Genomic DNA, 12,611 nt, shown 5'->3' on the forward strand with positions numbered 1-12,611 from the left:
GGAATCGGCCCCGAAAAGCGGTTTATCCGCAGCCTGCCGCCACTGTGCGCGGTTCAAACACGGCACCGGCGCCGGGTGGACGGGAAAGGGCCCGGGCGGCGGTAGAGTGACCTGTGGGCGGTGATGAGCCACCTCCGTCGGAATCGTACGTTCCGGGTTTTTTTCAGGCCGTCACCGGGATCCCCGCCCGGGGCTCGGCGCCGCCGTCCCGGAGGTTGAGATTCGGCCAAGGGACGGGCCACAGCCAATACATCAGAATGCGTGCGGCGATTTGCGGTGGAAGTCCGCTATGTCCGGACCGAAATGGCACGTTCTGTCACTGTTGGTTACTTCTCGCCCCTTAACGCCCCTCAATAATTGCCCCCCATATGCCCTGTTGCAGAGGGCATTGGAGTGGATACATTCAGCGTCGGTCGCAGCGCCACGCACCCGCGTGGCGGCTCCGGTCCGGTTCGCGGAGTGCGGACCGTGAAAGGGCCAGTAATAGGGGAGTTTGGAATGGCTCAGGGCACCGTCAAGTGGTTCAACGCGGAGAAGGGGTACGGCTTCATCGCGGTCGACGGTGGTGCGGACGTGTTCGTCCACTACAGCGCGATCCAGATGGACGGGTACCGGTCGCTCGAAGAGGGCCAGCGAGTCGAGTTCGAGATCTCGCAGGGTCAGAAGGGTCCGCAGGCGGACATGGTCCGCGTGGTGTGACCTGCGATCGAGCGATCGCTGACTGAACATGACCGGCCGAGCCTCGTTCCGGACGAAGCAGCGACGCAGGTCTTCCGCCAGGCCCGTACCCCCCGGGGGTACGGGCCTGGCGGCCGTTCCGGTCTCATCTGCTTGCACTCTAGGGGGTCGAGTGCTAATCATTGGCGTTAGCACTCTGAGGTAGAGAGTGACAACGGGCCGGGTAGGTGAGGCCCCGGGCGCGGCGGGAAGGAACCGTCGTCGGCCGGGTCCGTCCGTCGCGGGCGCCAGCGCGGTCCACACGCAGCCACCCTGTCCGGGAGGACCACTTCCATGGCCAAGATCATTGCGTTCGACGAGGAAGCTCGTCGCGGCCTTGAGCGCGGGATGAACCAGCTCGCCGACGCTGTCAAGGTCACGCTCGGCCCCAAGGGCCGCAACGTCGTCCTTGAGAAGAAGTGGGGAGCCCCCACGATCACCAACGACGGTGTCTCCATCGCCAAGGAGATCGAGCTGGAGGACCCGTACGAGAAGATCGGGGCCGAGCTCGTCAAGGAGGTCGCCAAGAAGACCGACGACGTCGCCGGTGACGGCACCACCACCGCCACCGTGCTCGCCCAGGCGCTGGTGCGCGAGGGCCTGCGCAACGTCGCGGCCGGCGCCAACCCGATGGCCCTGAAGCGCGGCATCGAGAAGGCCGTCGAGGCCGTCTCCGCCCAGCTGCTGGAGCTGGCGAAGGACGTGGAGACCAAGGAGCAGATCGCCTCCACCGCCTCCATCTCCGCCGCCGACCCGCAGATCGGCGAGCTCATCGCCGAGGCGATGGACAAGGTCGGCAAGGAAGGCGTCATCACCGTCGAGGAGTCGCAGACCTTCGGACTGGAGCTTGAGCTCACCGAGGGCATGCGCTTCGACAAGGGCTTCATCTCGGCCTACTTCGCCACCGACCTGGAGCGTATGGAGACGTCCTTCGACGACCCGTACATCCTGATCGCCAACTCCAAGATCGGCGGGGTCCGCGACCTGCTCCCGATCCTGGAGAAGGTCATGCAGTCCGGCAAGCCGCTGCTGGTCATCGCCGAGGACGTCGAGGGCGAGGCCCTGTCGACCCTGCTGGTGAACAAGATCAAGGGCGTCTTCAAGTCCGTCGCCGTCAAGGCCCCGGGCTTCGGTGACCGTCGCAAGGCCATGCTCGGCGACATCGCCATCCTCACCGGCGGCACGGTCATCTCCGAGGAGGTCGGCCTCAAGCTGGAGAACGCGGGCCTGGAGCTGCTCGGCCGCGCCCGCAAGGTCGTCATCACCAAGGACGAGACCACCATCGTGGACGGCGCGGGCGAGAGCGACCAGGTCGCCGGCCGGGTCAACCAGATCCGCGCCGAGATCGAGAACAGCGACTCGGACTACGACCGCGAGAAGCTCCAGGAGCGCCTGGCGAAGCTCGCCGGCGGTGTGGCCGTGATCAAGGCCGGTGCCGCCACCGAGGTCGAGCTCAAGGAGCGCAAGCACCGCATCGAGGACGCCGTCCGCAACGCGAAGGCCGCCGTCGAGGAGGGCATCGTCGCCGGTGGTGGCGTGGCGCTGCTGCAGGCCGGGATCGTCTTCGACAAGCTGGAGCTGGAGGGCGACGAGGCCACTGGCGCCAACATCGTCAAGGTCGCCCTTGAGGCCCCGATCAAGCAGATCGCCTTCAACGCCGGCCTTGAGGGCGGCGTCGTGGTGGAGAAGGTCCGCAACCTCCCGGCGGGCCACGGCCTGAACGCCGCCACCGGCGAGTACGTCGACCTGATCGCCGCGGGCATCATCGACCCGGCCAAGGTCACCCGCTCGGCGCTGCAGAACGCGGCCTCCATCGCCGCGCTCTTCCTCACCACCGAGGCCGTCATCGCCGACAAGCCGGAGAAGGCCTCCGCGCCCGCCGGTGGCGGCATGCCCGGCGGTGACATGGACTTCTGATCCCGCCGCCGGTCCCCGCGACCGGTCGAGATCAGCGGTTTCCACGCGAGGCGGTTCCCCCCGGGCAGTACCCGGGCGGGAGCCGCCTCGCGGCTTTTCCCATGGCGGCGGGGTTTGGGACAATGGTCCGATGGACGCCGACCGACTCGAAGCCGTACTCCACTCCGCCCGCGCCGACGTGCTGCGCGACCTGAACACCCGCGATGTCGCGGACGCGACCGTGGTCTCCCTGCTGGAGGACGCCGTCGCGCAGCGCCGCTGGTGGGTCGAGCAGTGGCCGGAGGGTGCCGAGTTCCTGCTCGGGCTGGTCGCCCAGGACGTCCAGGACGCCCTGCTGGAGGCCTACGGGCGGTGGCCGCTCTGCGCCAGCTGCTCGGTCGGCGGCGACCCGCAGGCGCTCAGCGTGGAGCCGGAACTGGGGCCGGACCCGCACTGGGTGTGCCCCAAGGAGGGCATCGTGGTGGCCCCGGTGGGAGCGCTCGGCGCATGATCCTGATCGACCCGCCCACCTGGCCGGGCCACGGCCGGTTGTGGTCGCACCTGGTCAGCGACAGCTCGTACGAGGAGTTGCACGCCTTCGCGCGCGACCTGGACGTCCCCGCGCGCGGCTTCGAACGCGACCACTACGACCTGCCGGAACGCCTCTACGCGCGGGCGCTGGCGGCGGGCGCGCAGCCGGTCGGCAGCCGCGAGCTGGTCGCCCGGATCACCGCCGCCGGGCTGCGCCGCCGCAAGCGCCACCAGGGCCGACCCCAGGGCCGGGTCAGCCCGCCAGCTGCCTGAGTTCCCCGGCCAGGTTGGCCCGGGCCCGCTGCTGGTACGCGGCGACCCCGCCCGGGGTGCGGAACAGCCGGGGCAGCGCCAGCAGCTGCCGCAGCACCGCCGCCCGGCCGCGGCGGAAGTCCGGCTCCGGCACGAAGGCGTACTCCTCGCGCACCGCCGCCGCGTAGGCCGCGTAGGCCCCCGGCGGGCCGCCGAGGACCGCCAGGTCGGCGTCGCAGAGCAGTTCCCCGGCGGTGTCCCCGGGCGCGGGGTCGTGGTCCACGGTCAGCCGCACCAGCCGGGCGGTCTCGGCGACCACCCCCGGCGCCAGCCCCAGCTCGGCCAGCACCCGTTCGGCGAGCCGGGCGCTGCGCTCCTCGTTCTCGGACCGGTCCGGCGCGTACACCGCGTCGTGGAACCAGGCCGCGAGCCGCACCACGTCGGCGTCCCGCGCCTGCGGCCCCGCCAGCGCGTCCACGGCCCGCAGCACCGCGTCCAGGTGCCGCAGCGTGTGGTACCGCCGCTGCGGCTCGCCCCAGCGGCGCACCAGCTGCTCCCCGTACGCCGCCGCGTCCGGCTCCGCCCCCGGCGGCCGGAACCGGCCCAGCAGCTCCCCCCAGCGCTCGACCAGCTCGTCGGCGAGCGCGGCGTCGGGATGCGGGTGCGGGGCCATGCCCCCATTCTGGCCGACGTCAGGCGGTGTTCAGGTTCAGCGCGGAGCGGAGTGTGTCGACGTCCTGGAGCCACAGCGGCGGCTGTAGGTCGACCAGCGTCGCACTCCACTGGGCGGACGAGGTGACCGAGGCCAGGCGGTCCGCCTGCGCCGCCTCCGCCAGGTCGTCCTGGGCCAGCGCGGCGGTGTCCTCGGCCATGGAGCCGCCGCCGAGCGGCGCGGATTCGAGCACCTTGGCCTCGGCCCGGTCCGCCCGGGCGAGGGCGGCGGCCAGCGGCAGCGCCGACTGCCACTGGCCGGGGATGCTGTCGGCCACTTCGACGCGCAGCAGCGTCGCCTGGAGCGTCAGCCGGAGGTAGCGCTGCTGGAGCGGGCCGCTGGTGCCGCCCGGCTCCGGCAGGCTCCCGGTGAGCTGCTGGCCGCTGTCCCTGGCGGACAGCGCGCAGCTGGTCAGCGGCTCTCCCTCCTGGAAGGAGGACGGATCCGGGTAGTAGGTGTCGACGTAGGCCGCGTCCAGCACCCCGGCGGGATCAGGGAACGCGGTGCTCAGCGCCCTGACGCAGGCGGCCTGGGACCACTGCTGGTCCGCGCCCGTTCCGGCGTCGGCGGTCGGGGACCGCAGGACCGCGTACAACTGCCGGTCGTGCGGCTGGTCGCAGGGCACCACCGGGACGAAGTCGGTGACCTCCGACGAGGGTTGGTCGTAGCAGGTGCCGATCGGCAGCATCTGCAGCGGCCGCTCGCCGGTCGCCGTGCCCACCGTGGTGGCGTGCATCGAGGCGTAGGTCGCGCCGAACAGCAGCCCGAACAGGCCGAGCACGAGCCACCCGCCGGACAGCACCAGTCCGGCGATGGCCAGGCTCTTCCCGCGCCGGCGGGTGCGGCGGATCCGGACCAGGGCGACGATGCCGAAGACCACGCTGACCGGGACCACCGCGAACAGCCCGGTCACGAAGGCGGTGATGGCCTGCCCGCTGGTCCGGTTGTCCGGGATGGAGCCCGGCATGGAGCCCGGTATGCCCGGCATGCCCGGCATCGGGTTCGGCACCGCCCAGACGGTGTGCGGGGGCTGCGGCCCCCAGGGACCGGGCGGCGGCGCGAATGCCGCCGGGGCGGCCGCCGGGGGCGCCGCCGGAGCGGCGGGCCCGGTGGGCTCCGCGGGCTCCGTGGGCTCCGTGGGCTCAGTGGGCGCGGCGGGCGGCTCGGGCGGCTCGGGCGGCTCGGGCGGTGATAGCGGCATGCTCATGTTCCCCCTTTTGAGCTGCGAGATTACTTGATGACCAGTAGCTGGTTCCGGCTGGGGCGGGTGGCGTTCGGTAAGGCGGCGGACATGCGGCGAACGCTGTTCGGGGTGAGGGTGGAGGCCTTGGTGGCTTTGGGCTGGTTCGTATGTTCGCAGCTCGGCGGGGATGCGGTGAATGCCCCACAGGATCTACGCTGGCCCAGTGGACTAGACCTGTTGCTGTCCTCGCGCCACCCGGACCGTCGACCGTAAGAGATTGCACGCACCTATCGAGCCAGGCGGGTGCGGGGATGAGAAAGGGCGTCATGTGAGTAAGCGTGCAATCTTCGAGGTGATCGCCACCTCCGCGCAGGACGCGGTAGCCGCCGCCGCCGGCGGCGCGGATCGCCTTGAACTGGCCGGTGACATGGCCGCCGACGGGCTCACGCCCTCTGTAGCGGAGTTCGCCCGGATCCGGGCGGCGGTGCACATCCCGTTGCGGGTCATGCTGCGCGACCGCGACGGCTTCCTGCCCCGCGACCTGGACGCGCTGTGCGTCACCGCGGAGCAGCTGCGGGCCGAGGGCGCGGAGGAGTTCGTCCTCGGCTTCCTCACCGCCGACGGCGAGGTGGACATGGAGGCGGTCCGCACCGTGCTGTCCGCCATCCCCGGCTGCCGCTGGACCTTCCACCGGGCCCTGGACAACGCCGCCGACCGGACGGCGGTCCGGGCCGCGATCGACGGACTGCCCGGCCTGGACACCGTGCTCACGGCGGGCTCCCCGGCCGGGGTGGCCTCCGGCCTGGACGTCCTCGCCACCGAGACCGCCTGCGCGGGCCAGCCGGGCTACAACCCGCAGATCCTGGTCGGCGGCGGCCTGAAGACGCACCAGGTCGCCGGACTGCGGGCGCTGGGCGTCGACGGCTTCCACGTCGGCGGCATGGTCCGCACCGGCGGTTGGGACACGCCGGTGGACACCGGCCTGGTCCAGCAGTGGCGCCGCCTCGTCGACGCCGAGGTGGGCGCCGCGGCCTGAACCGGGCCCGCCGCGGACCGGCCACCCCCGCCCGCGGCGGGGGTGGGTGGGATGCTTCGGGGATGAACGCGACCGCTGCTCCGCAGCCTTCGGGTACGCCGACCGCCCGGGCCGGTCGCCGCGGCGCGACCGCGCCGACCGCCCGGGCCGCCGCTCGCGGAGCGGCGCCGCGCAATCCCGTCGGGGCGCACGTGCCGGTGGCCGGTCGGGGGCTGGTGGGGACCGGGCTGGCGCGGGCGCGCGAGATCGGCGCGGAGGCGGTGCAGGTCTTCGTCGCCAATCCGCGCGGCTGGGCCACCCCGGCCGGGGACCCGGCCCGGGACGAGGCGTTCCGCGAGGCCTGCCGGGAGCAGCGGATCCCCGCCTACGTGCACGCCCCCTACCTGATCAACTTCGGCTCCGACAACGCGGTCACCCGCGAGCGCTCGGCCGAGTCGCTGCGCCACTCGCTGTACCGCGCCCGGGCGATCGGCGCGGCGGGCGTGGTGGTGCACACCGGCTCCGCCGTCGGCACGGAGCCGGACGGCGGCTCCCGGCACGCCACCGCGCTGGCGCTGGTACGCGAGGGCGTCCGCCCGCTGCTGGACGAGCTGGACGCGCTCGGCGAGGACGCCCCCTGGCTGCTGCTGGAGCCCACCGCCGGGCAGGGCCGCTCGCTCTGCTCCCGGCTGGAGGACCTGGCCGAGTACACGGACGCGCTGGACCGGCACCCCCGGGTCGGCGTCTGCCTGGACACCTGCCACGCCTTCGCCGCCGGTCACGACCTGGCCGCCGTCGGCGGCGTCGGCGCGGCGCTGGACGCGCTCACGGCGTCCGTCGGCCCCGGGCGGCTGAAGCTGATCCACGCCAACGACTCCGCCGACGCCGTCGGCTCGCACCGGGACCGGCACGCCAACATCGGCGCGGGCCGGATCGGCGCCGACCCCTTCCGGGAGCTGTTCGCCCACCCGGCCACCGCCGGAGTCCCGCTGATCCTGGAGACGCCGGACCGCGACGCCGCCGCCGGTGCGGGCTACGCCGCCGACCTGGTGCTGCTCAAGCGGCTGCGGCAGCAGGCCGCGGGCTGAGCGGAGCGGCTCAGCCCGCCAGGGCGGACGGCAGCGGCCTGGCGTGCAGCACGGTCAGACCGGAGACCGGACGGGTCAGGCAGACGTAGAGGCGGCGCAGCCCGGTCCGCGGGTCGGGCTCGCCGTCGACGATCGCGGCCGGCTCGTCCAGGACCACGTAGTCGTACTCCAGGCCCTTCGCCAGCGACGCCGGGACCAGCGTCAGCCGGGACTCGGCGGAGGTCTCGGTGCCCGGGTCCAGGTAGGGCAGACCCGCCGCCTCCAGAGCCGCGCCCAGCGCCGGGATCCGGGCGTCGGCGGCGATCAGCGCGATCGAGCCCTCGTTGCCCAGCGCCTCGCGGCAGGCGTCCAGCACCGCCGCCGTCGAGCCCTCGGCGTCCGGCAGCGGCAGCACCCGCAGCGCGCCCCGCGACTCACGGACCGACTCGGCCGGGGCCAGGTCGGGCGCGATCCCGGGGAGCAGCCGGGAGGCGTACCGGATCACCTCGCTGGGCACCCGGAAGGTCTTGGTCAGCGCCTCGACCCTGGACTCCGGCTTGCCCAGGTGGTGCAGCGCCTCGGCCCAGGTCGCGGTCGCCCACGGGGTGGTGCCCTGGGCGATGTCGCCGAGCACGGTGGTCGATCCGGTGGTGCAGCGGCGGCCCACCGCCCGGTACTGCATCGGGGAGAGGTCCTGCGCCTCGTCGAGCACCACGTGCCCGAGCGAGGAGGTGCGTTCCACCAGGTCGCGGGTCTCGTCGATGAGCACGGCGTCGGCCAGGGACCAGGGCGCGCTCTTCGGGCCGCGCGGGGCCTTGGCCCAGAGCACCGCCCGCTGCTCCTCGGGGGTGAGCAGGTCCCGGGCGCAGTCGGCCAGGAACTCGGCGTCGCTGAGCAGCCGGAACACCAGCTTCACCGGGTCGACCACCGGCCACACGGCCTTGACCGCCGCCCGGACGGCGGGGTTGCGGGCCACCGCGTCCTGCACCCGGTCGTCCGGGGCCTCGCCCGCCTGCTCCATCTTCACCAGCACCAGGTGCGCGATCCGCTGCGGCAGCGCGGCCAGCGCCGCGCCGTAGCGGATGTCGCGGTCCAGCAGCTCCTGGACGAGCTGCTCCAGCTCGTACGCCGGGATCCGCCAGCGGCGCGAGCCGCGGACCACCAGGCAGGGCTCGGTGGGCATCCGGATGCCGGAGCGGACCGCCCGGTGGAGCACCTGGGCCATCCTGGCGTCGCCCTTGACCACGGCGGTCGGTGCCGGGTCCGCGCCGGTGACCGGGACGTGCGCGACCAGCTCCTCCACCGTGGCCTGGGCGACGTCCAGCTCGCCCAGGGCGGGCAGCACCTGCTCGATGTACTGGAGGAAGGAGCGGTTCGGGCCGATCACCAGGGTCCCGGTCCGGGCCAGCCGCTCCCGGTGCGCGTACAGCAGGTACGCGACGCGGTGCAGGCCGACGGCGGTCTTCCCGGTGCCGGGCGCGCCCTGGACGCAGACGCTGCCGTGGATGTCGGCGCGGACGATCTCGTCCTGCTCGGGCTGGATGGTGGCGACGATGTCGCGCATCGGGCCGACGCGGGGGCGTTCGATCTCGGCGGCGAGCAGCGCGCTGGTGGTCTCCAGCTCGGCCGGGTCGGTCAGGTGCTCGTCCTCGTAGGCGGTGAGGTCGCCGCCGGTGTAGCCGAAGCGGCGGCGCAGCGCGACGTCCAGCGGGTCCTTGCGGCTGGCGCGGTAGAACGGCTGGGAGACCGGCGCGCGCCAGTCGATGACCATCGGGTCGCCCTGGGCGTCGTGGACGTGCCGCCGCCCGATGTAGAACTGCTCGCCCTCCGCCAGGTCGAGTCCGGGGGCGTGCAGGTAGTCGAGGCGGCCGAAGAACAGCGGGGTGTGCGCCAGGTCGGCCAGGGCCTTGATGCGGTCGGAGATCTCGCGTTGCAGGATCGCCGCGTTCACCCAGTTCCCGGTGACGTCGGAGAGGTCCAGCGACTCCACGTCCGCGCGCATGGCGCGGAGGGCGGCGCGGGAGGAGGCGAGGTGGGCGCGCTCGCGGTCCAGCGGGTTGTCGTCGGCGCCGGTGGCCGCGGCGGTGTGCGTGGAGGACAAGGGGGAGCCTTCCCGGCTGCGCGGTTGCCGGGGGGTACCCGGCGCGCAGCGGTCCATGAGTCTTCTTCGATGGAGTTGGAGAGCCGACCGGTTCCGACCGGGCGGCGCACTCCCCGGCTCCGGCGGGCCCGTGTGTGGGCGGGCCGTGCGGAGGGGAAGGCGGCAGACCGGACATGCTAGACCGGGCGCGGCGCGGACGCGAACCGTTTTCCGGCCGCCCCGGCCCCGAGCCGGTTCCGGGGGCGGCACCGCCTCGCGGTGGAGCGGCGCTACGCCCTGCGGAGGAGGGACGGTACGACCGCGTATCGGCCTGCGGGGCGACGCCGTTCCGGCGCGCCGGAACCTACCGTGGAGGTATGGCTACTTCGCAGATCAACCCCACGGTCCGGGCCCAGGGGGGAGCCGGGAGCGGCAGCACCAGGCAGCCCCACGAGGGCCACCGGCACCCCGTCCGCACCGCGCTGCGCGGCGCCGGGGTCTTCCTCGACACCGCGTGGCGGGTCGTCCTCCTCGGCGGCGACACCATCAGGGACTGACACCACCGGGGACCGACACCACCGGGGACCGAACCGCCCGCTCCGGGACAACTTCACGGACTTGTCACAGCCACGTCACCGCCGAAACCGCAGCTCGGCTCGGGGCGTGAGCACAGATGAGAGTGATCGGGAGCCCACGGTACCGACCGTGGCCGGAGTGTCCAGGGGATCTGATGCGAGTTCAGCGAGTGGCGATTGCGGCGACGGCGGCCCTTCTCGGCAGCCTGGCGCTGAGCGCGTGCGGCGGCGGCACCGGCTCGGTGGCGGCGGGCGGACAGGTCTCGGTCGCGGCCTCCGGTGCGGCCTCCGGCCCGTCGGCTTCGGGCCCGGCCTCGGGCCCGGCCTCCGGCTCGACCGGCTCGACCGGCTCCTCCGGCAGCGGGGGCGCCGGAGCGTCCGGCGGCTCGTCCCCGGCTCCGGGCACCGCCGCCCCGGTCGCCTCCACCGGCGGCAGCGGCACCGGCGGCAGCACCGGTGGCAGCCCGGCCGCGGCCAGGTGCACCACCGCGCACCTGGGCTTCGCCATCGGTCCGGACAGCGGCCCGCAGGCCGTCGGCGACACCAGCGCCGCCGAGGTGGTCAAGCTCACCAACAACGGCGGCAGCAGCTGCGTCATGCACGGCTTCCCCGGCGTCGACCTGAAGACCAACTACGGGACGGTCGCGGTGGCGCGCGCCGAGCAGACCCCGCGGACGATCACCGTGGCGCCCGGGGCCAGCGCCCTGTTCAGCATCGACTACCCGGTGAACAACACCGGCGGCAGCGGCGTCCGGGTCGACTCGATGGTGATCACCCCGCCCAACGAGACCCACTCGTACACCCTGGCCTGGAACCAGGGCACGCTCCCGGCCACCGACGGCTCCGGCCCCTCGCTCGACGTCACCCCGGTCGTGCTGATGGCCGACTGAGCCCGCTCAGTCGGCCTGGAGCACGTCGTCCGCGTCGACGATCCGGTAGGCGTACCCCTGCTCGGCCAGGAACCGCTGCCGGTGCGCGGCGAAGTCCTGGTCGACGGTGTCGCGGGCGACGACCGAGTAGAAGTGCGCGGTGTGCCCGTCCGCCTTGGGCCGCAGCACCCGGCCCAGGCGCTGCGCCTCCTCCTGCCGGGAGCCGAAGGTGCCGGACACCTGGATGGCCACGGTGGCCTCGGGCAGGTCGATGGAGAAGTTGGCGACCTTGGACACCACCAGCACGGTGATCTCGCCGTTCCGGAACGCGTCGAACAGCTTCTCCCGTTGCGGGTTGCTGGTCTCGCCCTTGATCACCGGGGCGTTCAGCGCCTCGCCGAGCTCGTCCAGCTGGTCGATGTACTGGCCGATGACCAGCGTCGGCACACCCCGGTGCTTCTCCACCAGGGCCTGGGTGACCCGGCGCTTGGTCGCCGTGGTCGCGCAGAAGCGGTAGCGCTCCTCCGGCTCGGCGGTGGCGTACGCCAGCCGCTCGTGGTCGGTCAGGGTGACCCGGACCTCGCAGCAGTCGGCGGGCGCGATGTAGCCCTGGGCCTCGATCTCCTTCCACGGCGCGTCGAAGCGCTTGGGACCGATCAGCGAGAAGACGTCGCCCTCGCGGCCGTCCTCGCGGACCAGGGTCGCGGTCAGGCCCAGCCGCCGCCGCGCCTGGAGGTCGGCGGTGAACCGGAAGATCGGCGCGGGCAGCAGGTGCACCTCGTCGTAGACGACCAGGCCCCAGTCACGGGAGTCGAACAGCTCCAGGTGCGCGTAGACGCCCTTCCGCTTGGTCGTCATCACCTGGTAGGTGGCGATGGTGACCGGGCGGATCTCCTTGCGGGTGCCGCTGTACTCGCCGATCTCGTCCTCGGTCAGCGAGGTCCGCTTGACCAGCTCGTGCTTCCACTGCCGGGCCGAGACGGTGTTGGTCACCAGGATCAGCGTGGTGGCCTTGGCGGTGGCCATCGCGGCGGCCCCGACCAGGGTCTTCCCGGCCCCGCAGGGGAGCACCACGACGCCGGAGCCGCCGTGCCAGAAGCCCTCGACCGCCTGCTGCTGGTAGGGGCGCAGCTCCCAGCCGTCCTGCTCCAGCTCGATCGGGTGCGCCTCGCCGTCGACGTACCCGGCCAGGTCCTCGGCGGGCCAGCCGAGCTTCAGCAGCACCTGCTTGATCTGGCCGCGCTCGGAGGGGTGCACGGCGACGGTGTCGGGGTCGAGCCGCGCGCCGACCAGCGGGATGATCTTCTTCGACCGCAGCACCTCCTCCAGCACCGGCCGGTCGGTGGTGGTCAGCACCAGCCCGTGGACGGGGTGCTTGGACAGCGTCAGCCGCCCGTACCGGTCCATGGTGTCGGCGACGTCCACCAGCAGCGCGTGCGGCACCGGGTAGCGGGAGAAGCTGACCAGCGCGTCGACCACCTGCTCCGCGTCGTGCCCGGCGGCCCGGGCGTTCCACAGCCCGAGCGGGGTGACCCGGTAGGTGTGCACGTGCTCGGGGGCCCGCTCCAGCTCCGCGAACGGAGCGATCGCCCGGCGGCAGTCGCCGGCCCTGGGGTGGCTGGTCTCCAGCAACAGGGTCTTGTCTGATTGCACGATGAGTGGACCGTCCACGTGCGTCCCTTTCCAGCAGGGGCGACTGGCCCGGGTGCGGGCA

The 12,611-nt window shown here is 73.1% G+C and carries 12 protein-coding genes; 8 read left to right on the top strand and 4 right to left on the bottom strand.

From position 1 onward, the window contains the following. The first annotated feature begins 498 nt into the window (after positions 1–498). The 4 genes from GXP74_RS03805 to GXP74_RS03820 all read left to right on the top strand — a co-directional run bounded on the left by GXP74_RS03805 (position 499) and on the right by GXP74_RS03820 (position 3,417). On the top strand, positions 499–699 hold the full coding sequence (locus tag GXP74_RS03805; RefSeq protein WP_030255564.1) for a cold-shock protein: 201 nt from the start codon (positions 499–501) through the stop codon (positions 697–699). 312 nt (positions 700–1,011) lie between these two features. Further along, entirely contained in the window at positions 1,012–2,634 is a 1,623-nt protein-coding gene (gene groL, locus GXP74_RS03810) for a chaperonin GroEL (RefSeq protein WP_182449997.1), read from the top strand. Positions 2,635–2,764: 130 nt separating this feature from the next. After that, positions 2,765–3,124: a hypothetical protein gene (locus GXP74_RS03815; RefSeq protein WP_182449998.1), complete on the top strand. Its 360-nt coding sequence runs from the start codon at positions 2,765–2,767 to the stop codon at positions 3,122–3,124. Next, on the top strand, positions 3,121–3,417 hold the full coding sequence (locus GXP74_RS03820) for a DUF4031 domain-containing protein (RefSeq protein ID WP_182449999.1): 297 nt from the start codon (positions 3,121–3,123) through the stop codon (positions 3,415–3,417). Before GXP74_RS03815 ends, GXP74_RS03820 begins: the two co-directional genes overlap by 4 nt. Here GXP74_RS03820 and GXP74_RS03825 read toward each other — a convergent pair. Together GXP74_RS03825 and GXP74_RS03830 are read right to left on the bottom strand one after the other, a co-directional pair. Next, entirely contained in the window at positions 3,398–4,069 is a 672-nt protein-coding gene (locus GXP74_RS03825) for a hypothetical protein (protein ID WP_182450000.1), read from the bottom strand. The genes GXP74_RS03820 and GXP74_RS03825 overlap by 20 nt on opposite strands. A 19-nt stretch (positions 4,070–4,088) precedes the next feature. After that, complete coding sequence (locus GXP74_RS03830; RefSeq protein WP_182450001.1) at positions 4,089–5,309, bottom strand: DUF4190 domain-containing protein; 1,221 nt, start codon at positions 5,307–5,309, stop codon at positions 4,089–4,091. A 310-nt stretch (positions 5,310–5,619) separates the two neighbouring features. Here GXP74_RS03830 and GXP74_RS03835 point away from each other — a divergent pair, with 310 nt between their 5' ends. Both GXP74_RS03835 and GXP74_RS03840 read left to right on the top strand, forming a co-directional pair. After that, entirely contained in the window at positions 5,620–6,327 is a 708-nt protein-coding gene (locus GXP74_RS03835; RefSeq protein WP_182450002.1) for a copper homeostasis protein CutC, read from the top strand. 62 nt (positions 6,328–6,389) lie between these two features. Beyond that, entirely contained in the window at positions 6,390–7,394 is a 1,005-nt protein-coding gene (locus GXP74_RS03840) for a deoxyribonuclease IV (protein ID WP_182450003.1), read from the top strand. 10 nt (positions 7,395–7,404) lie between these two features. Here GXP74_RS03840 and GXP74_RS03845 read toward each other — a convergent pair whose 3' ends face one another. Further along, on the bottom strand, positions 7,405–9,375 hold the full coding sequence (locus tag GXP74_RS03845) for an AAA family ATPase (protein ID WP_225448552.1): 1,971 nt from the start codon (positions 9,373–9,375) through the stop codon (positions 7,405–7,407). 455 nt (positions 9,376–9,830) lie between these two features. Between GXP74_RS03845 and GXP74_RS03850 the strand changes: the two genes are divergently transcribed. Beyond that, positions 9,831–10,010: a hypothetical protein gene (locus GXP74_RS03850; RefSeq protein ID WP_182450005.1), complete on the top strand. Its 180-nt coding sequence runs from the start codon at positions 9,831–9,833 to the stop codon at positions 10,008–10,010. A 173-nt stretch (positions 10,011–10,183) separates the two neighbouring features. Beyond that, positions 10,184–10,918 carry a DUF4232 domain-containing protein gene (locus GXP74_RS03855; protein WP_182450006.1) on the top strand — a complete coding sequence of 245 codons (735 nt, stop codon included), beginning with the start codon at positions 10,184–10,186 and terminating at the stop codon, positions 10,916–10,918. A gap of 6 nt (positions 10,919–10,924) precedes the next feature. On the opposite strand, the gene GXP74_RS03860 is transcribed toward GXP74_RS03855, so the two are convergent. Next, entirely contained in the window at positions 10,925–12,568 is a 1,644-nt protein-coding gene (locus GXP74_RS03860; RefSeq protein ID WP_182450007.1) for a DNA repair helicase XPB, read from the bottom strand. Positions 12,569–12,611: the final 43 nt, after the last annotated feature.

This window comes from Streptacidiphilus sp. P02-A3a (assembly GCF_014084105.1).
Lineage (GTDB): Bacteria > Actinomycetota > Actinomycetes > Streptomycetales > Streptomycetaceae > Streptacidiphilus.